This window comes from Micromonospora fulviviridis (genome assembly GCF_014648395.1).
Taxonomy (GTDB): Bacteria; Actinomycetota; Actinomycetes; order Mycobacteriales; family Micromonosporaceae; genus Micromonospora; species Micromonospora fulviviridis.
Genome location: NZ_BMRA01000008.1, coordinates 302,509 through 321,559, shown reverse-complemented (window position 1 = coordinate 321,559; position 19,051 = coordinate 302,509). Strand labels below are relative to the sequence as shown.

At 75.3% G+C, this 19,051-nt stretch carries 16 protein-coding genes; 9 read left to right on the top strand and 7 right to left on the bottom strand.

Annotated elements, in window-relative coordinates; genetic code table 11:
• Positions 1-8: 8 nt before the first annotated feature.
• From IEY96_RS22615 to IEY96_RS22590, 6 genes are all read left to right on the top strand, one after another.
• Positions 9-704 (top strand): thioesterase II family protein, encoded by a 696-nt coding sequence (locus IEY96_RS22615; protein ID WP_189196799.1) that lies wholly within the window; start codon positions 9-11, stop codon positions 702-704.
• On the top strand, positions 701-1,558 hold the full coding sequence (locus tag IEY96_RS22610; protein ID WP_189196798.1) for an SDR family oxidoreductase: 858 nt from the start codon (positions 701-703) through the stop codon (positions 1,556-1,558). The genes IEY96_RS22615 and IEY96_RS22610 overlap by 4 nt, the downstream gene beginning before the upstream one ends.
• Positions 1,559-1,573: 15 nt before the next feature.
• Entirely contained in the window at positions 1,574-4,378 is a 2,805-nt protein-coding gene (locus IEY96_RS22605; RefSeq protein ID WP_229791800.1) for an amino acid adenylation domain-containing protein, read from the top strand.
• Positions 4,379-4,453: 75 nt separating this feature from the next.
• A complete protein-coding gene (locus IEY96_RS22600; RefSeq protein ID WP_189196797.1) occupies positions 4,454-5,092 on the top strand; it encodes a class I SAM-dependent methyltransferase in 639 nt (212 codons plus the stop codon).
• A gap of 179 nt (positions 5,093-5,271) precedes the next feature.
• Positions 5,272-5,847 carry a hypothetical protein gene (locus tag IEY96_RS22595; RefSeq protein WP_189196796.1) on the top strand — a complete coding sequence of 192 codons (576 nt, stop codon included), beginning with the start codon at positions 5,272-5,274 and terminating at the stop codon, positions 5,845-5,847.
• Between the two features lie 191 nt (positions 5,848-6,038).
• Positions 6,039-7,343, top strand: coding sequence for a glycosyltransferase 87 family protein (locus tag IEY96_RS22590; protein ID WP_189196795.1), 1,305 nt, complete (start codon positions 6,039-6,041; stop codon positions 7,341-7,343).
• A 118-nt stretch (positions 7,344-7,461) separates the two neighbouring features.
• Here the strand turns inward: IEY96_RS22590 and IEY96_RS22585 are convergent, their stop codons facing one another.
• From IEY96_RS22585 to IEY96_RS22570, 4 genes are all read right to left on the bottom strand, one after another.
• On the bottom strand, positions 7,462-8,940 hold the full coding sequence (locus IEY96_RS22585; protein ID WP_229791799.1) for a tryptophan 7-halogenase: 1,479 nt from the start codon (positions 8,938-8,940) through the stop codon (positions 7,462-7,464).
• A 278-nt stretch (positions 8,941-9,218) separates the two neighbouring features.
• Complete coding sequence (locus IEY96_RS22580) at positions 9,219-9,875, bottom strand: response regulator (protein ID WP_107077565.1); 657 nt, start codon at positions 9,873-9,875, stop codon at positions 9,219-9,221.
• Complete coding sequence (locus IEY96_RS22575) at positions 9,872-11,128, bottom strand: sensor histidine kinase (RefSeq protein ID WP_229791798.1); 1,257 nt, start codon at positions 11,126-11,128, stop codon at positions 9,872-9,874. The genes IEY96_RS22580 and IEY96_RS22575 overlap by 4 nt, the downstream gene beginning before the upstream one ends.
• A gap of 2 nt (positions 11,129-11,130) precedes the next feature.
• Entirely contained in the window at positions 11,131-11,685 is a 555-nt protein-coding gene (locus IEY96_RS22570; protein ID WP_189196793.1) for a metal transporter, read from the bottom strand.
• 118 nt (positions 11,686-11,803) lie between these two features.
• On the opposite strand from IEY96_RS22570, the gene IEY96_RS22565 reads away from it, so the two are divergent.
• Positions 11,804-12,709: an ABC transporter ATP-binding protein gene (locus IEY96_RS22565; protein ID WP_189196792.1), complete on the top strand. Its 906-nt coding sequence runs from the start codon at positions 11,804-11,806 to the stop codon at positions 12,707-12,709.
• Between the two features lie 51 nt (positions 12,710-12,760).
• Here the strand turns inward: IEY96_RS22565 and IEY96_RS22560 are convergent, their stop codons facing one another.
• Positions 12,761-14,527 (bottom strand): fatty acyl-AMP ligase, encoded by a 1,767-nt coding sequence (locus IEY96_RS22560; RefSeq protein ID WP_189196791.1) that lies wholly within the window; start codon positions 14,525-14,527, stop codon positions 12,761-12,763.
• 82 nt (positions 14,528-14,609) lie between these two features.
• Positions 14,610-14,831, bottom strand: a complete 222-nt coding sequence (locus IEY96_RS22555; RefSeq protein WP_107077570.1) for an MbtH family protein — start codon at positions 14,829-14,831, stop codon at positions 14,610-14,612.
• 417 nt (positions 14,832-15,248) lie between these two features.
• On the opposite strand from IEY96_RS22555, the gene IEY96_RS22550 reads away from it, so the two are divergent.
• Entirely contained in the window at positions 15,249-16,577 is a 1,329-nt protein-coding gene (locus IEY96_RS22550; RefSeq protein ID WP_189196790.1) for a cation:proton antiporter, read from the top strand.
• A gap of 44 nt (positions 16,578-16,621) precedes the next feature.
• On the opposite strand, the gene IEY96_RS22545 is transcribed toward IEY96_RS22550, so the two are convergent.
• Complete coding sequence (locus IEY96_RS22545) at positions 16,622-16,909, bottom strand: chorismate mutase (RefSeq protein ID WP_189196789.1); 288 nt, start codon at positions 16,907-16,909, stop codon at positions 16,622-16,624.
• 185 nt (positions 16,910-17,094) lie between these two features.
• Between IEY96_RS22545 and IEY96_RS22540 the strand changes: the two genes are divergently transcribed.
• Positions 17,095-19,038, top strand: a complete 1,944-nt coding sequence (locus tag IEY96_RS22540; protein WP_229791797.1) for an ArnT family glycosyltransferase — start codon at positions 17,095-17,097, stop codon at positions 19,036-19,038.
• Positions 19,039-19,051: the final 13 nt, after the last annotated feature.

The following is a 19,051-nucleotide window of genomic DNA, read 5'->3' as shown; positions in this document are numbered from 1 at the left end:
GGAACGACATGCAACCCACCTCGCTGGTGTGCGTACCCTTCGCGGGCGCCGGCGCCTCCTTCTTCCACCCGTGGGCCGCGCTCGTCGGGGAGCGGCTGCGGATCGTCGCGCTGCAGCCGCCCGGGCGGGAGTGGCGGCTCGCCGAGGAGCCGTACACCGACGTGGCGACGGCCGCCGACGGGCTGCTGCCCGGCCTGGTCGAGCAGGTCGACGGGCCGGTCGCGCTCTTCGGGCACAGCCTCGGGGCGGTGCTCGCGTACGAGCTGGCGCACCGGCTGGTCGCCCGCGGCGTCCCGGTCACCCGGCTGATCGTCAGCGGCAGCCCCGGCCCGTGGACGGCAAGGACCAACCGGGCCACCGGCCTCGCCGACGACGACTTCCTGCTCCGGGTACGCGAGTTCGCCGGCTACGACCACGAGGCCCTCGCCGACGAGGAGATGCGCGAGCTGATCCTGCCCATCCTCCGCGCCGACGTGGAGATGCACGAGAACTACCGGCCGGGCGGCGACGAGCCGCTGCCGGTGCCGATCACCGCCGTGCACGGCCGGGACGACGAACTGGTCACCACCGCGCAGACCGGCGAGTGGAGCAAGGCGACCAGCGGCGAGTTCACCCAGGTCGAGGTCGACGGCGGGCACATGTACCTCACCGAGGACGCCGCCGGGCTGCTCCGGCTCGTCGAGAGCGAGCTGGCCCGCGGATGAGCGCCGACGCCACCACCACCGCCGGCGGGGCGCGGCTCGCCGGGAAGACCGCCATCGTCACCGGCGCGGCGCGCGGCATCGGCCGGGCCTGCGCCACCGCCTTCGCGGCCCAGGGTGCCGACCTCGTGCTGCTTGACCGCGCCGAGGACCTGCCCGGGGTGCCCTACCCGCTCGGCACCGCGAGCCAGCTCGCGCACACCGTCGCGCTCTGCCGCGACCTGGGCGCCGCCGTGCTGCCGGTCCGCGCCGACGTCCGCGACCTGGCCGCGCTGGTGGCCGCCGTGGAGCAGGCCTGCGAGCGCTTCGGCACGGTCGACGTGCTGGTCAACAACGCCGGCATCGCGGCGCCGTCCGGTAAGACCGCCGACGAGATCACCGAGGACGAGTGGTCCCTCATGATCGACGTCGACCTCTCCGGGGCCTGGCGGATGACCAAGGCCGTCGGCAAGGTGATGACCGGCCGGCGCGCCGGCAGCATCGTCAACGTCGCCTCCACCGCCGGGCTGGTCGGCTACCGGCACTTCGCCGGCTACGTGGCGGCCAAGCACGGCATCGTCGGCCTCACCCGGGCCACCGCGCTGGACTACGCCCCCATGAAGGTCCGGGTCAACGCGCTCTGCCCCGGCTCGGTCCGGGACGACCACGCCGTGGAGGGACGGATGCTCTCCGAGATCGCCCGCTCCCTCGACGTGCCGGTCGCCGAGCACGAGGAGACCTTCCTCCAGGCACAGCCGATGAACGCCCTGATCGAGCCGGAGGACGTCGCCTCGGCCGCCGTCTGGCTGGCCTCCGACGAGTCCCGGCAGGTCACCGGCTCCGTCCTCACCGTCGACGGCGGCTTCACCACCCGCTGAACCCAGGGAGAGCATGTGCGTACGCTCCAGCCGTCCCCGCCGAGCACCCGACCGGCGACCGGGCCGGCCCGCCGGCACCCCGCCGCACCGGCCGGCGCGCCGGACTGCCACGCGCTGCGGATCCGGCTCGACCCGCCGGTCGACGACGACCTGGTCGGTGCGCGGCTCGCCGCCCACGCCGGCGCCGCCCGGCTCTGGGTGGAGCCGGTCGCCGACGCCGCCGACTCACCGGCCGCCGCCCGCCGCCGCGACCGCGAGCTGGCCCGGCCGGTCGCCGCCGGGCTGCGGGCGGTGCTGATCCGGTACGCCGACGACCCCGCCGACCTGGTCCTGGTGGCCCGGCGGGACACCTGGGACCCGCCCGCGCTGCGCCGCCTCGGTGCGGCGTTCCGGGGCGGCACGGCCGACCCGGCGCCCACCCCGGCCACCGACCGCCCGACCGCCCCGGCCGGCGGCGGCCCCGCCTGGGGGCTCGGCGACCCGCGCGCCGGTGACGCCTGGGGCGAGGACCGCACCGTCCTGCCCGGACACCCGGCCGGCGATCCGGCGAGCTGGCTGGCCGCCCTGGCCGTGCTGCTCGCCCGCTACCAGCCGGAAGAGACCCCGGTGGTGGGCGCGCTCGGCGTCCGCGCCGGGGAGGACGTCACCGTGCTGCCCGTGGCGACCCCGGATGACCTGCCGTTGGACGCGCTCACCGCGCGGCTGCGCGACCGCCTCGCCGCGCCGGCCGAGGCGGCGCCGGAGCAGCCGGCCGTCCCGGTCGGCCTCGCCTTCGACCTCGGCGACCCGGCCGACGAGTACGTGCCCTGCCTCGCCCCGCGCTTCCCGCTCACCGTCGTCGTCGGCCGGGACGCCGACGGGCACGTCGAGCTGCGCTGGCGGCACCGGCTGCGGGCCGTGTCACCGGCCGTCGCCGCCCAGGTCGTGCGGCACCTCGCCCACCTGCACCGGCAGGTCACCGCCGCCACACCGCCCCCGGTCGCCGCCGCCAACCTCGACAACCCCGCCGAACGGGAGAAGGTCGCCGTCCTCGGCCGGCCGGCCCGGGCCCTGGCGAGCACACCGCGCCGGCTGCCCGAGGTCTTCGCCGACCGGGTGGCCGAGCAACCCGACGCGGTGGCCCTCTCCGCCGAGGACGCCCGGGTCAGCTACCGGGAGCTGGACGAGTGGTCGAACCGGCTGGCCCACGGGCTGCGGGCGCGCGGCGTCCGGGACGGCGACCTGGTCGGCGTCTGCCTGGACCGCTCCGCGGAACTCGTCGCGACCCTGCTCGCGGTGCTCAAGGCCGGCGCGGTCTACGTGCCCATGGACACCGCGTACCCGGCCGACCGGCTCGCGTACACGGTCCGGGACTCCGGGCTCGCCGTGCTGGTGACCACGCACGCCGAGTTCCCCCGGGTCGACGGGGTCACCGCGGTCACCCCGGCCGCGCTGGCCGAGGCGGGCGCCACCGGGGTGGGCAGGCCGCCGGCCGTCACCGGGGGCCCGGCGGACCCGGCGTACGTCATCTACACCTCCGGCTCCACCGGCCGGCCGAAGGGCGTGGTGGTCCCGCACGCCAACGTGGTCGCCCTGCTCGACGCCACCCGGGACGACTTCGGGCTCGGGCCGGCGGACGTGTGGACGTTCTTCCACTCCGCCGCGTTCGACTTCTCGGTCTGGGAGATCTGGGGCGCGCTGCTCACCGGCGGGCACCTCGTCGTCGTGCCGTACTGGGTGTCGCGCTCCCCGGAGCAGTTCCACGAGCTGCTGGTCGAGCGCCGGGTCACCGTGCTCAACCAGACCCCGTCCAGCTTCGCCCAGCTCGTCGAGGCCGACCGGGAGGCGGCCGGCCCGCTCGCCGTACGTCTGGTGATCTTCGGGGGTGAGCCGCTGGACGCGCGGAGCCTGCTGCCCTGGTTCGACCGGCACCCGGAGTCGGCGTGCCGGCTGGTCAACATGTTCGGCATCACCGAGACCACCGTGCACGTCACCGCGGGCGACGTCACCCGGGCCGGGGCGCTGGCCGCCTCACGTTCCGTCGGCCGGCCGCTGCCCGGCTGGTCCGTCCGGGTCCGCGACTCCGCGGGCCGGCCCGTCCCGCCCGGCGTGCCCGGCGAGATCCACGTCGGCGGCGTCGGGGTGGCCGCCGGCTACCTGGGCCGGCCCGACCTGACCGCCGAGCGTTTCGGTGTCGACCCGGAGACGGGGGAGCGGACCTACCGGTCGGGGGACCGGGGCCGGCTGCTGCCCGACGGCACCCTGGAACACCTCGGCCGGATCGACAACCAGGTGAAGCTGCGCGGCTTTCGGATCGAGCTGGACGAGATCCGCTCGGTGCTGACCGAGTGCCCTGGCGTGGCGGCGGCGGCCGTGGTGCTGCGCCGCACCGACCCGGACGACCCGGCCACCGGCCGGATCGACGCCTACGTGGTGCTCACCGAGGGCGGGGCCGCGCCGCTGCGCGAGCGGCTGCGCCGGATGCTGCCCGAGTACATGCTCCCCGCCACGATCACCGTGCTGCCGGCCCTCCCGACCACGGCCAACGGCAAGGTCGACCGGGACGCCCTGCCCGAACCGGCCGCCGTGCCGGCCACCCCGGAGGCGCCTGCCGAGGGGGCCGGGGACGACCTGGCCGGCGGTCTGCTCGGCGTCTGGCAGCAGGTCTTCGGCCGCCCGGTGGGCATCGCGGACAACTTCTTCGAGTTGGGCGGCAACTCGCTCCTGGCCGTCCGGATGGCGGCCATCATGCGTGAACGCGGGCTGCCCCGGCTGCACCCGCGCACCCTCTACCTGAACCCGACCCTGCGCGGCCTCGCCGACGCGCTGCGCAGCGGTTAGCGCCGGCCACCGGGTCGTGGGATGCTGGTCGGGCCCGGGGTTCCGCCGTCGAGCCGGTCGTCCAGGGGGTCCGCGATGAGCGCACGCGACGCGACGCCCTATGACATCGACTACGACGAGGTCTACCGCGACACCGCCGACTCGGGCGGCCCGCCGTGGGACATCGGCGGTCCGCAGCCGGCCCTCGCCGCGGTGCTCGACCGCGGGGTGAAGGGCCCGAAGGTGCTCGACATCGGCTGCGGCGCCGGTGATCTCGCGATCGCCCTCGCCCGCCGCGGCCACCAGGTGACGGCGGTCGACATCTCACGGGTGGCGATCGAGCGGGCCCGGGCCAAGGCCGCCGGCGAGGGCCTGACGGTGCGCTTCGAGGTCCAGGACGCCACACGCCTGTCGCTGCCGTCGGCGCCGTTCGACTCGGTGTTCGACTCCGGTCTGCTGCACAGCCTCGTCCGGCGCGGCGGTGACGCCGCGGACGCCTACCTCGCGGCGCTGCCGGGCCTCGCCGCGCCGGGCGCGACCGTCTTTGTGCTGGCGGTCTCGCTGGCGGACGGCCAGGGCTGGGGCGTGACCGAGGAGCTGCTGCGGGCCGGGTTCGCCGAGCCGGAGTGGGTCGGCACGGAGGTCGAGGAGATCCAGGTGGCCGCGGAGACCGGCGGACAGCGGCTCTCGCTGCCCGGCTTCCTGCTCCGCACGGTCCGCGCGCTCGACGCCTGACCGGCGTCGCACCCCGTCCGGAGTGGACGGAAGTGTGCGAACGCATTCGTGTCGACCATTCTCTGTTTGTGGTACCCATGTGCTGCGCCCGCGTGATGTCGAAATGGCGTCCCCGGCGATTCCCGTCGGGGCTTCCGGGGCGCGGGACCGTTTTCCGAATCGCATGGAAAGGGCCACTCATGGCTGCACACGTTCGTCGGTTCACGGGGGTCGGCCTGGTGGCGCTGCTGGCGCTGGCCGGCTGCGGCACGACGTCGGGCGAGGCCTCCGGCCGGTCCTCGTCGTCGGCGGCCGCCCCCTCGGCCGTGGCGACCACCGACCCCGCGGCGGCCGCGTCCGTGCAGGAGGGCGTCGACGTCTACCTCAAGCTGCTCGACACCTTCGTCGCGGCGAGCAACGCCGGCGCCGCCGACGCGCCGGACCTGCCGAAGTACGCCTCCGGCCAGGCGCTGCTCACGGTCAAGACCATCCTCACCACCTACCGGTCGCAGGGCGTGAAGACCCAGGGCAACCCGAAGATCGGCAAGCCGGTGGTCACCGCCTTCAGCCCGGCCACCGCACCCACCAGCGCCAAGCTCACCGGCTGCTTCGACAACTCCGACTGGCCGTTCGTGAAGGCCGACGGCAAGCCGGTCGACAACCTCGGCCCGCAGCAGCAGGCCCAGGGGCCGAGCGCCGTCAACGCCACCCTGGCGAAGGCCGCCGAGGGCTGGCGGGTCACCGAACTGACCATCGAGGGGGCCTGCCCGGCCTGAGAGACCGCCGGGCCAGCCCGACAGTCTCCCAGCGCCCCGCCCCGTTCCGTCGCCGTGCGACTGCCGCAGATCCGCGGTCGCACGGCGACGCTCCCGTCGTATTCCGGCCGCTTTTCCGCAGCCGTCGAAAACGCCGGGCGGAAAGCCGGCGTGGTCGCCGGAAAAGGTACGCGGAATCGACGGGAGGACCCATGGACGCGGACGGTCGAGGCACGGCACCCGAGCGACCCCCGACCCGGACCCGCCGGGGCGTCCCGACGCTCCCGCTCGTCGCCACGGTGCTCACCTTCGCGGTCGGCTTCGCGCAGAAGTGGCCCTGCCACTACGCCGGCTGGCCGTGGGACACCCGGCTCGCCTTCGGCAGCTACTGCTACAGCGACATCCCCATCCTGTTCCGCGGTCGCGGGCTCATCGACGGCGCCTTCCCGTACGCGCCGCAGCCCGCCGGGCCGCCGCTGGAGTACCCGGTCGGCAGCGGGTACCTCATGGACCTGACGGCGCGGCTGTCCCGGCTGTTCACCCCCGGCGCCGATGAGGCCACCGCCGCGCAGGCGTACTTCCTGGTGAACCTCGTGGTGCTGCTGGCGCTGGCGCTGGCCACGGTGTGGGCGGTGCACGCGGTGCTGCGCCGCACCGGCGGGCGCACCCGGGACGCGCTGCTGGTGGCGGCCGCCCCCACGCTCGCGCTGGCCGGCACCATCAACTGGGACCTGCTGGCCGTGGCCGCCGCCGTGCTCGCGGTGCTCGCCTGGGCGTACGACCGGCCGCTGCTGGCCGGCGCCATGATCGGCCTCGGCACCGCGGCGAAGCTGTTCCCGCTCTTCCTGCTCGGGCCGCTGCTGCTGCTCTGCCTGCGGGACCGCCGGCTGCGCGAGTTCGCCCGCACGCTGGCCGCCGCCGTCGCGGTCTGGCTGGTCCTCAACGCCCCGGTCATGGTGCTCTACCCGGACGGCTGGTGGGAGTTCTGGCGGTTCAACGCCGCCCGCGAGGCCGACTTCGGCGCCGTCTGGTACGCCCTCCAACTCCTCGGCACGCCGGTGCCGGCGGTCAACGAGGTGGCCCTCGGCGTGCTCGTGCTGCTCCTGTTCGGCGTCGCCGCGCTGGCCCGCTACGCCCGCCGCCCGCCCACCCTGGCCCAGCTCGGCTTCCTCACCGTGGCGGCGTTCCTGCTCACCAACAAGGTCTACTCGCCGCAGTACGTGCTCTGGCTGCTGCCGCTGCTGGTGCTGGCGCGCGGACACGTGTCGGGGCGGCGGGTGCTGCGGGACTGGGCGCTGTGGCAGGCCGCCGAGGTGCTGCACTGGGTGGCCGTGTGGCGCTACCTGGGCGAGGCGCTGACCGCGGACTGGCAGTATCCGGCCGCCATCCTGATCCGGGTCGCGGTCACCGCGTACCTCTGCGGCCAGGTGGTCCGCGACGTCCTCACCGCCCCCGCCGAGGTCCCGGCCGAGCCGCGTGCCGCCACGGCACCCACACCCGCCCCTCAGCCCGCCTGACCCTCCGCCGCCGCGTCCGTCGGCGACGGACGCGGCGGAGCCCGTGAGGCGTGCCGGGGGAGCGGACAGCGCGACGCCCCCGGCCGCCGAGGGCGGGCCGGGGGCGTCGGGGTGGGCGTCAGTTCTTCGGTTCGGTCCACATGAGGCCGTTGCCGGCCGTGGCGAGCCCGCCCTCGAACAGCGGCGGCTCCTGCGGCGCGTCCTCGCCGAACAGCACCCCCGCCTGGATCTGCGAGCCCTCGAACATCGCGTCGGCGACCAGGCTGGACCGGCCCAGGAAGCCGCTGCCGGCGGGGCTGATCGCGTTCACCGCCGCGCCCAGCTCGGCCGTGTGCTCGCTCTGCCGCCGGATCAGGTCGGTCGAGCCGGCCAGCGCGTCCTCGCCGGAGGCGACGCCGCCGACCAGCTCGATGAAGGACTGCATGTCCGGGGCGCTGCTCCTGGTCACCTTGCGGGCCTGCCAGAAGTAGGAGTTCTCGTCCACGTGCAGGTCGTAGAAGCTGACCAGGAAGTCGTGGAAGACGGAGTACTCGCGGCGGTAGCGCTGCTCGAACTCCGTGAAGGCCCGCTCCTCGTTCACCGCGCCGGCCAGCACGCTGTTGATCGACCGGGCGGCCAGCAGCGCGCTGTAGGTGGCCAGGTGCACCCCGGAGGAGAAGACCGGGTCGATGAAGCAGGCGGCGTCGCCGACCAGGCAGATGCCGGGGCGCCAGAACGAGGTGTTGCAGTACGAGTAGTCCTTGCGGACCCGTACCTGCCCGTAGTCGCCCTCGGTGACCCGGGTGGCGTCGGACAGGTATTCGGCGATCAGCGGGCACTCGGCGATCAGGTCGTGCAGCGCCTGCTCCTGGTCGCCCTGGACCTTGTGCGCCATCTCCCGGCGGACCACCGCGCCGACGCTGGTCAGCGAGTCCGACAGCGGGATGTACCAGAACCAGCCGGCGTCGAAGGCCACGCAGAGGATGTTGCCGCTGTTCGGCGCGGGCAGCCGCTTACCGCCCTCGAAGTAGCCGAAGAGCGCCAGGTTGCGGAAGAACGGCGAGTATTCCCGCTGCCCGCCGACGCTGCCGTGCAGGCTGCCCTTGTTGCCGGAGGCGTCGACCAGGAAGCGGGCGTGCGCCGTGCGGCTCTCCCCGCCCTGCGTGAACCGTACGCCGCGGACCCGCTCGTCGTCGGCGATCACCTCGGTGACCGCGCAGTTCTCGCGGACGTCCACGCCGAGCCGGCGGGTGTTCTCGAGCAGGATCTGGTCGAAGCGGCGCCGCTCCACCTGGTACGCGTGCGACGTCGGCCCGGCCATCCGGGGCGAGACAGCGAACGCGAACGTCCACGGCTCGGGGCTGGTGCCCCACTTGAAGGTGCCGCCCTGCTTCTTCATGAAGCCGGCCGCGGCGATCTCGTCGCCCACGCCGAGCAGGTTGCAGATGCCGTGCACGGTCGAGGGGAGCAGCGACTCGCCGATCTGGTAGCGCGGGAAGGTCTCCCGCTCCAGCAGCAGCACCTTCGCCCCGGCCTTGGCGGTCAGCGACGCGGCGGTCGACCCGCCCGGCCCTCCACCCACGACGATGACGTCGAACTCTTCCGGTTGGCTTGCCACGAATCCTCCTGCCCTGCACGCGGCCGGGGCCCGGGACACGGCAGACACCGTCCCGCCCACGGCGGCTCGTCGGCGTGGGTCACCCGTCGCCCCCGCGGGCGACCACCCGAGCAGCATGATCGGTGTTCCCGGCGGGTGTTCGCCAGGCCGGCGGGAGGGACGCCGGACACGGTCGGGGATCGTTCGACCGGCGGGCGTCGGCGGTTGCACGGATCGGCGACTGTCGACGCCCGGCGGGTGGCGCGGACGCCGGATCCCGGCCAGGATGGAGGGGCCGGTCAGCTGCTCTCCACCACGCGGTTCTCCCACGCCCACGCGGCGACCTCGACCCGGTTGCGCAGCCCCAGCTTGGTCTGGATGCCGGAGAGGTGGCTCTTGACCGTGCTCAGCGAGATGAACAGCTCGGCGGCGATCTCCTGGTTGGTGCGTCCCCGGGCGATCGCCCGGACCACCTCGATCTCCCGCTCGGAGAGGTTCGGGGTGGGCCGGCCGCGGGCCGGTCTGCCGGCCGTGGTGACGTGCTTGAGCAGCCGCAGGGTCACCGACGGCGAGACCAGCGCGTCGCCGTTGTGGGCGGCGCGGACCGCCTCCACCAGAAGGGCCGGCCCGGCGTCCTTGAGGATGAAACCGACCGCACCGTTGCGCAGCGCGCCGTAGACGTACTCGTCGAGGTCGAAGGTGGTGACCACGATGACCCGCATGGGGTTGGGCACCCCCGGGCCGGCCAGCGCCCGGGTCACCTCGATGCCGTCCAGCCGGGGCATCCGGATGTCGACCAGGCAGACGTCCGGGCGCAGCCGGCGGGCCTGGGCGATGGCGTCGACGCCGTCGGACGCCTCGGCCACCACGCTGATGTCCGGCTGGTCCTCGAGGATCAGCCGCAGGCCGCCGCGGATCATCGCCTGGTCGTCGGCGAGCAGCACCCGGATGGTCATCGTGCCGTCCTGGAGGAGAGAGGGAGGGTGGCCAGCACGCACCAGCCGCCACCGGCGCGGGGACCGGTCCGCAGCGTGCCGCCGAGGGTCTGGACGCGCTCGCGCATTCCGACCAGACCGTACCCGCTGCGGTGTCCCTTGCGGGCGGGGCCCGGCGGCGCGTCGTCCACCACCTCCACCGAGATGCCCTGCGCGTCCTGGCCGACCGTGACGGTGACCGACCGGGCGTGCGGGGCGTGCCGGGACACGTTGGTCAGTGACTCCTGGACGATCCGGTAGACCGTGGTGGTCACCTCCGGCGGCCACTCCGCGGCCGGCTCCGGCATCCGCAGCCGCACCGGCGGGCCGTGCCGGTTGAACCGCTCGACCAGGGCGCTGAGCTGCTCGGGGCCGGGCGAGGCGGGCGCCGCGTCGTCGGTGTCGCGCAGCAGCCCGACCACCCGGCGCATGGCCGCGAGGGCGTCCGAGCCGGCCAGTTCGATCCCGGCCAGGGTGGCCGGCAGCTTCTCCGGGTGCTTGCCGGCGACCAACTGGGCGGCCTGGGCCTGCACCACGATGCCGGTGATGTGGTGGGTGACCACGTCGTGCAGCTCGCGGGCCAGCTCCAGCCGCTCGTCCTGGCGTACCTTGTCGGCGGTGGCACGGTTGCGGGCGTCGACCAGGCGCAGCGAGAGCCCGACCCCGACGGCGACCAGCCAGGCCAGCCCGTCCAGGGCGGCCACCGAGGCGATGCCGGACGGCGACGGGCGGGCGGCGAACTGGCTGCCCACCACGAGGGCGAGACCGGCGGCGCCCACCGCGCCCGCGGGCATCGGCGGCAGGGTACGCAGCGCCGCGCCGACCAGCACCGCCAGCGCGAGCGCCATGGCCGGCCCCGGCTCGGCCGGCAGGTGGGCCAGCCGGGCGACCAGCACGGTCACCGCCGCGGCGACGAGCCCGGCGACGGCCAGCCAGCCCCGGTGCCACCGGCGCAGCAGCGCGAGCACGCCCACCACCACGGCGGCCAGCCCGCCGAACAGCCAGTACCGGGCGCCCCAGGTCTGCGCGATGGCGACCGCCTCGACCGCGAGCGCGAGCAGGAACGCGAGGGCGAATCCCAGGTCGGCGGCGGTGCCGGCGAGCCGGTCCCAGATCTTCACCCCGCCCACGTTACGGAAGTCCGGCCCGCCGACGGCGCCGGCCGGACGGGAACGGCGGGTGCCGTCCGCCCGGCCGGCGCCGGTCAGCGGGGAGAGCTGGTCGAGATCGGACACGCTCACCGGGCCCGCGCGGACGGCGTCCAGGCGGCGGGGGCCGGTGCGGCGCCGGTGCGCGCGTCACTGCCGCGCAGGGTCAGCCCGGCCGCCACGGCGGCCAGCCAGCCCAGCGCGTCCAGCACGGTCACCGCGCTGAACCCGCTCTGGTTGTCCAGTGCGGACAGGTAGCTGCCGACGACCACCAGCAGGCCGCCGGCGCCGATCGCGGCGGCCGTCTGGAGCGGCAGGGTACGTAGCGCGGAGCCGACCAGCACGGCCAGCGCCAGCCCGGTGATCGGGCCGGGCTCCTGCGGCAGGTCGGCGACCAGGGAGACGACGACGGCGGCGGCGGCGAGGCCGATCCCGGCCACCGCCGTGCGGAACCGGTCCACGCCGCGCAGCAGGGCCAGCAGGCAGACGAGCACGCCGACGGCGCCGTTGAAGATCGCGTACCCGGTGCCCCAGCTGTCCGAGATCATGAACGCGGTGAAGGCGAGGCCGAGCACGAACACCACGCCGAGGCCGACGTTGAAGAGGATCCCGGCCACACCGGCCGGTCGATTGGTGTTGGTCATGACGCCCAGGCTAGGAAAAACCCGGGCCGGGCGAACCGGTCAAAAGTACGGTCGCGGGCGCGGCGAACCGTGCTTTGGGCCGATGCTGCCGCCCGGCCGGGTTCGCAGGATGGGTGCCATGCCACACGACGACTCCCCGCCGGTCCTGCAGGCCGAGGGCCTGACCAAGCGGTACGGCAGCCGGACGGCGCTGACGGACTGCCACCTGAACGTCCCGCCCGGGCGGGTGATCGGGCTGGTCGGCCCGAACGGCGCCGGCAAGTCCACGCTGCTGAACCTCGCGTGCGGCCTGATCGCGCCGACGGCGGGCCGCCTGCGGGTGCTCGGCGCGCCGCCGGCGTCGGACGCCGCGCACCTGGCCCGGGTGGGCTTCGTCGCGCAGGACACCCCGGTGTACGCGGGCTTCACGGTGGCCGAGCACCTGCGGATGGGCGCCCGGCTCAACCCGACCTGGGACCAGGGCCTCGCCGAGCGGCGGATCACGCAGGTCGGCCTGAACCCGGCGCAGAGGGCCGGTGGCCTCTCCGGCGGCCAGCGTGCCCAGCTCGCCCTGACCATCGCTGCGGCGAAGCGCCCCGAGCTGCTGATCTTCGACGAGCCGGCCGCCGCCCTGGACCCGCTGGCCCGCAACGGCTTCCTCCAGAACCTGATGGAGTTCGTCTCCGAGTTGGGCGCCAGCGCGATCCTCTCCTCGCACCTGCTCAGCGACGTGGAGCTGGTCTGCGACTACCTCATCGTGCTCTGCGACGCCCGGGTGCAGGTCGCCGGCGACGTGGCCGACCTGCTGGCCGGCCACCACCGGGTGGTCGCCCCGCGCGGCGAGCTGGACCTGCTGCACCCGGGGGTCGAGGTGATCGGGATGGAGCACACCGGCCGGTACAGCCGGGCGGTGGTCCGGGCCGAGCGCCTGCTGCCCGACCCGTCCTGGACCGTCGAGCCGGTCCGCCTGGAGGAGCTCGTGCTCACGTACATGACCCGCGCGGCGGGCGCGCCCGGCGGCCGGCTGGTCGGCGCCGGGCGGTGAGGCACACGCCCGGGGGTCGCCGCGGACGGCGGCCCCCCGGCGCGGCGCGGGTCAGGCGGGGGAGCCGGCGGGCAGCTCGTCGCGGAGCGCCGGTTCGAGTTCGGCGTGCAGCGCGGTGAGGTCCCCGGCGAGGAACCGCTCCCGCATGGCCATCCGCTTGATCTTGCCGGAGGTGGTCCGGCGGACCGTGCCGCGCCGCACCAGCACCACGTTGCGCACCGGGACGCCGAACGACACGGTGAGCCGGCGGGTGACCGCGCTGGCCACCCCGGGTAGGTCGGCCCGGGGAGTCTTCGGGTCGACCTCGTGGACCAGCACGATCCGCTCGTCCGGGGCGGCCACGCCGAAGGCCGCGCCGAGCTGACCGCCGAGCGCGTGGTGCGCGGCCCGGGCCTCCTGCTCGACGTCCTGCGGGGCCACGTTGCGGCCGTGCACGATGAGCAGCTCCTTGAGCCGGCCGGTGATGAACAGCTCGCCGTCGAGCAGCGCGCCGAGGTCGCCGGTGCGCAGCCAGTCGCCGTCCCCGCCGTCGGCCAGCCGGGCCGCGAAGGTGGCCGAGCTGGCCTCCGGCCGGCCCCAGTAGCCACGGCCGATCCCCGGCCCGCGCAACCAGATCTCGCCGATCCGGCCGGCCGGCAGCTCGCGGCGCGTGCGCGGGTCGACGATGCGGGCGGTGAACGGCACCGGCCGCCCCACCCCGACCATCGGCCTGCCGCCCGCGTCGACGGGGTGCAGGGCGGGTTCCCCGGCCGACTCCAGCCGGGCCCGGTCGACCTGGCGTACGGTCGGCGGCTCGTCGGCCAGCTTGGTGCTCACGTAGATCGTGCACTCGGCCATCCCGTACGCGGGGGCCACCGCGTACGGGGGCAGCCCGATCCGGGCGAAACGCTCGGTGAACGCGGTCATCGTGGGCCCGTGGATCGGCTCCGAGCCGTTCCAGGCGTACCGCAGCGCCGACAGGTCCAGCCCGTCGAGCTGGTCGTCGCGGACCAGCCGCAGGCACAGGTCGTACGCGAAGTTCGGCGCGGCCGTGGCGGTGATCCGGTGTCGGGAGAGCAGCCGGAACCACTCCACCGGCCGCCGGACGAACTGCGCCGGCGGCATCAGCACCACCGGGGCGCCGATCAGCAACCCGGCGGTGAGCTGGGCGAAGAGCCCCATGTCGTGGTGCAGCGGCAGCCAGCCGCCGAACCGGTCGTCCGGGCCGAGGCGATCGTGCCGGGTCAGCGCGGCGAGGTTGTCCAGCACCGCGCCGTGGGTCAGCACGACCCCCTTGGGCGAGCCGGTCGAGCCGGAGCTGTACTGGAGCACGGCGACGGTGTCCCGGTCCGGCCGGCGGTCGGCCGGCACCGGCTCCGAGGCGGCGCCCTCGCCGGCGTCGCCCACCGCCTCGACCGGCAGCCCGTCCAGACCGTGCCCGGCCAGTTGCGCGGTGACCGCGGCCAGGTCCTGTTCCGTGGTCACCACGAGACCGGGGGCGCAGTCGGTGGCGATCGCCGCCACCCGCTCGGTGGCGGTCGCCGAGCCGCCGGGCACCGGGGCCGGTACGGCCACCAGGCCGGCGCGCAGGCAGGCCAGGTAGAGCTCGGCGAACTCGGTGCCGGTCGGCAGCGCGATCACCACCCGGGCGCCCGGGGCCAGCCGACCGGCCAGCGCCGCCGCGCGCCGGTCGACCCGGCGGGCCAGCTCCCGGTAGGTCAGCTGCTGCTCCTCCGCCGGCCCGTGCGCGACGGTGAGCGCGGTCCGGTCGGGCCGGGCCGCGACGCGGGCGGCGAACGCGTCGCTGAGGCTCCGGTACCCGTCGAGGTCGATCGTCATGACGTGCCCCCTCAGGTCGTGGCGCCGGCCCGACGCCGGGTCGCGGGCCGCGCCGCCGGTGACGGCGCGGCGGCCCCGCGGGTCAGTTCCGCGACTGCTTCTCCATCGCCTCGACGAGGCTCTTCGGCCGCATGTCGGTCCAGGACTTCTCGATGTAGTCGAGGCAGTCCTGCCGGCCGGCCTCGCCGAAGACCGTCTTCCAGCCGTCGGGGACGTCGGCGAAGACGGGCCAGAGCGAGTGCTGGCCCTCGTCGTTGACCAGGACCAGGTAGGTGGCGTCGGGGTCTTCAAACGGATTCGGCACGGCGTCGCCCTCCATCGAACGAAACGGATCACGGTGGTGGCGGGTGGTCGCCGAACGCCGCCGCGCGGAGCCGCCGGCGGCGTGGCCACGGCCCGCCCGGACGGCGCGGCCACGGCTCCACCGCGAGCACTATGGACCAGCCCCGCGTGACCGAACAAGAGCGCCCGGTGGCCGCCCGTGGGGCGTACAACTGCGTCGCCGGGACGGTTGGACAGCGGGCGCCGCAGCGCGTTGACGCCTCCTCCGGCCGGCTGGAACGCTGACGCGGCCGGCCCGACGCCCGTACCGCCGCCGAGCCGCTCGCCGCCGCCGGCGTCACCGGGACTCCCCGGCGCCGGCCGGAGCCGGGCGTCGTCCCGCGACCGGCGCGCGCGGCCGGATCCCCACGGCACCCGGCCCCCGAGGAGCGCTGCCACGATGCCCAGTACCGTCGCCCCGATCGGCGCCGACCAGGTCCTGCTCCTGCTGCTGCAACTGGGCGTGCTGCTCCTGCTCGCGCTGCTGCTCGGCCGGCTCGCCGTCCGGCTGCGGCTGCCGGCCATCGTCGGCGAGCTGTCCGCCGGCGTCCTGCTCGGACCGTCGGTCCTGGAGCCGTTGGCGCCCGGCGTCTCCGACTGGCTGCTGCCCCGCGATATTGGCCAGTTCCACCTGCTCGACGCCGTCGGCATGGTCGGCGTGCTGCTGCTCGTCGGGATCATCGGCACCGAGCTGGACTGGCGGATGGTCCGCCGGCAGGGGGCCACGGCCGCGCGGATCAGCCTGGCCGGCTTCCTGCTGCCGCTGCTGCTCGGCACCGCCGTCGGCCTGGTGCTGCCGGCGTCCTTCGTGGCCGGCGCCGGCGACCGGACGGTCTTCGCGCTGTTCCTCGGCGTCGCGCTCTGCGTCACGGCGATCCCGGTGATCGCCAAGACCCTGCTCGACATGAACCTCATGCACCGCAACGTCGGGCAGCTCACCCTGGCCTCGGGCGCCATCGACGACGTGCTCGGCTGGCTGATGCTCTCGGTCGTCGCCGCGATGGCCACGACCGGCGTGCGCGCCGGCCAGGTGGCGATGTCCGTGCTGCACCTGGCGGTGATCCTGCTGGTCGCCGTGGTGGTCGGCCGGCCCGTGGTGCGGTGGACGTTCCGGGCCACCACCCGGTCGGCGGAGCCCGGCCCGACGCTCACCGCGGCGGCGGCGATCGTCTTCCTCGGTGCGGCCGGCACCCACGCGCTGGGCATGGAGCCGGTCTTCGGCGCCTTCCTCTGCGGCATCCTGATCAACGTCTGCGGCGGGCTGGAGCCGGCCCGGCTGGCGCCGCTGCGGACCATGGTGCTCGCCGTCTTCGCGCCGCTCTTCTTCGCCACGGCCGGGCTGCGGATGGACCTCACCGGCCTGGCCGACCCGCTGGTGCTCCTCGCCGCGCTCGCGGTGCTCGCCGTCGCCGTGGTCAGCAAGTTCGCCGGCACGTTCGTCGCCGCGCTGGGCAGCCGGCTCAACCGGTGGGAGGCGCTCGCGATCGGCGCGGGGATGAACTCCCGGGGCGTGGTCCAGATGATCATCGCGATGGTCGGGCTGCGGCTGGGCGTGCTGAACACCCAGTCGTACACCGTGGTCATGCTGGTCGCCATCGTCACCTCGCTGATGGCGCCGCCGGTGCTGCGTGTCGCGATGCGGCGGGTGGAGACCACCGCCGAGGAGCAGCTGCGGCAGGCCGCCCGGGCCGTGCCGGCGCCGGAGCTGCGGTCGGCGCCGCCCCGGTGACCGGCGGCCTCCGCGCCGGTCCGGCCACCGGGGACGGTACGCCGTCAGAGCGGCCCGCGGCCGGCCCGCAGCACGAGCAGCGCGAGCTGGGTGCCCTCGTCACCGATGCCGGCGCGGAACCGGGCCAGGATCTCCTGCTCCCGGGAGAGGACCAGGCGGGTGCCGCCCGAGGCGAGCCGCATCCGGCCGATCTGCCGGGAGAGCCCGGCGCGCTCCTGCCACAGTCCGATGATCGTCTCGTCGATCTCGTCGATGCGCCGTCGCATCGACGAGATCTCGGGGGGCCGGCCGTCGGCCGGTCGGGTCGGCGTGCCCGTCGTCTCGTCCACCATCGACCTCCTCGTGCGGTGTCGGGGCCGGTGCCGATGCTGACCGTCCGCGCCCGATCCGGGAAGCGGGTCGCCGTTCGACTGCGTCGGGGCGTCAGTCGTACGCGTGCCGGCGCGCTGCCCAATCGGGACGCCAGCCCCTACAGTGCTTCCGGCATGCATCCCGACCGATCCCTGGAGGGAGCGCCGTGGCCGACGCCGGAACCGTGACGCGCGCCCAGCCGGCGCCGGAGCGCGCCGTCGACGCCCCGACCCGGGCGTCCCGGCTGCGCTTCTGGCGGTCGCCGGCCGACCAGCCGCGCTGGGCCCGCCCGGCGCTGCTCGCCGTCGCCGCGCTCGCCGCCGTCGTCTACGGCTGGCAGATCCGGCACGCCGGGTACGCCGAGTACTACGCGGTCGCGGTGCGGAGCATGTCGGTGAGCTGGCGGGCGTTCCTGTTCGGCGCGTTCGACCCGGGCGCCACGGTGACCGTCGACAAGCTGGCCGGGGCCTTCCTTCCGCAGGCGCTCGCCGCCCGGGTGTTCGGCTTCCACCCGTGGTCGCTGGCGCTGCCCCAGGTGGTCGAGGGCGTGGTGTCGGTGCTCGTCCTGTACCGCCTGGTCCGCCGCTGGTGCGGCGCGTCGGCCGGGCTGCTCGCCGCCGCGACGTTCGCCCTCACCCCGATCGTCGCGTCGATGTTCGGGCACCCCATGGAGGACGCCGCGCTGACCATGTGCCTGGTGCTGGCCGCGGACGCGTTCGTCGCCGCGCTGTCCGGGGCGCGTACGGGCCGGCTCGTGCTCGCCGGGGTCTGGGTCGGTCTCGGCTTCCAGGCGAAGATGCTCCAGTCCTGGCTGGTGCTGCCCGCGTTCGCGCTGACCTGGCTGGCGTTCGCCCCGGCGTCCCGGCGGCGCCGGCTCGGGCAGGTGGCGCTGGCGGGGGCGGTCACCGTGGCGGTGTCGCTGGCCTGGGTGCTGCTGCTCACCGTCGTGCCCGCCGGGGACCGCCCCTACGTGGACGGCACCACGAACGACAGCGCGGTCGCCATGGTCTTCGGCTACAACGGCCTGGACCGGTTCGGCGGGCACGTGCCGGGCGCGGTCCGATCCGGGTTCACCACACCGGACCCCGCGACCCCTGCCGGCCCTGATGACCCGGCGGCGCCCGCCGAGTCCTGGCACAAGCTGGTGGACGCCGGGTACGCCACCCAGATCGGCTGGCTCTACCCACTGGCGCTGGCCGGCCTGCTGGTGGGGCTGCTGCGGCACCGCCGTGCCGGCCCGGCCGACCCCACCCGGGCCGGTCTCGTGCTCTGGGGCGGCTGGCTGGCCACGGCCGTGGTGGTGTTCAGCGGGATGACGTTGACCCACCGGGCGTACCTCGCCACGCTGGCCCCGCCGCTGGCCGCGCTCGCCGCCGCCGGGATCGTGCTGTCCTGGCGCGCGCTGCGGGACCGGTGGGCCACCTGGCTGCTCCCGGCGGTGCTGCTCGTCCAGCTCGCGTGGACGGCTCACCTGGCCGGCCGGTACGCCGGGTTCCTGCCCTGGCTGACCTGGCCGGCGCTGGCCGCCGCCGGGGTGGCCGCCGTGGCGCTGGTCGTCGTGGGCCGGCGACCCGGGCGGTCGTGGCGTGCCGCCGCCGCCCTCGGCCTGGCGGCCGTGCTGGCCGTTCCGGCCGCCTGGGGCCTGTCCGTCCTCGACCGCCGCTACGCCGGCACCGCGTTCGAGGCCGGCGCCGGCCCGAGCGGACCGGTCGGCCTCGCCTTGGACGCCGACACCACAGACACCCTCACCGACCCGCGGCGGCGCCTCGACGACTACCTGCTGGCGCACCGCGACGGCGCGCGCTACGTAGCGGCCACCTCGTCCTGGCGGGCGGCTTCGGCCTTCGTGCTCCCCACCGGGCAGCCGTTCCTGCCGCTGGGCGGGTACAGCGGCCTCGTGCCCCAGCCGACCCTCGCCGAGCTGCGCGTACTGGTGGACGCGGGGGAGCTGCGGTTCGTCCTGCTCGGCGGGGTCGGTGGCCTCGGCACCACCGATTCCGAGCTGTCGCGGATCATGACCTGGGTGCTCTCCGCCTGCCGGGAGGTGCCGGCGGCCGAACACGGCGGCGGCGAGGAACTGCTGGTCTACCGCTGCGGGCCGGGCGCGTGACGGGCTACCACGG

What these genes read in the sequence shown, in the direction of transcription:
- IEY96_RS22615 (WP_189196799.1), top strand. Translation starts at nt 9, where the DNA reads ATGCAACCCACCTCGCTGGTGTGCGTACCCTTCGCGGGCGCCGGCGCC.
- IEY96_RS22610 (WP_189196798.1), top strand. Translation starts at nt 701, where the DNA reads ATGAGCGCCGACGCCACCACCACCGCCGGCGGGGCGCGGCTCGCCGGG.
- IEY96_RS22600 (WP_189196797.1), top strand. Translation starts at nt 4,454, where the DNA reads ATGAGCGCACGCGACGCGACGCCCTATGACATCGACTACGACGAGGTC.
- IEY96_RS22595 (WP_189196796.1), top strand. Translation starts at nt 5,272, where the DNA reads ATGGCTGCACACGTTCGTCGGTTCACGGGGGTCGGCCTGGTGGCGCTG.
- IEY96_RS22590 (WP_189196795.1), top strand. Translation starts at nt 6,039, where the DNA reads ATGGACGCGGACGGTCGAGGCACGGCACCCGAGCGACCCCCGACCCGG.
- IEY96_RS22580 (WP_107077565.1), bottom strand. Translation starts at nt 9,875, where the DNA reads ATGACCATCCGGGTGCTGCTCGCCGACGACCAGGCGATGATCCGCGGC.
- IEY96_RS22570 (WP_189196793.1), bottom strand. Translation starts at nt 11,685, where the DNA reads ATGACCAACACCAATCGACCGGCCGGTGTGGCCGGGATCCTCTTCAAC.
- IEY96_RS22565 (WP_189196792.1), top strand. Translation starts at nt 11,804, where the DNA reads ATGCCACACGACGACTCCCCGCCGGTCCTGCAGGCCGAGGGCCTGACC.
- IEY96_RS22560 (WP_189196791.1), bottom strand. Translation starts at nt 14,527, where the DNA reads ATGACGATCGACCTCGACGGGTACCGGAGCCTCAGCGACGCGTTCGCC.
- IEY96_RS22550 (WP_189196790.1), top strand. Translation starts at nt 15,249, where the DNA reads ATGCCCAGTACCGTCGCCCCGATCGGCGCCGACCAGGTCCTGCTCCTG.
- IEY96_RS22545 (WP_189196789.1), bottom strand. Translation starts at nt 16,909, where the DNA reads ATGGTGGACGAGACGACGGGCACGCCGACCCGACCGGCCGACGGCCGG.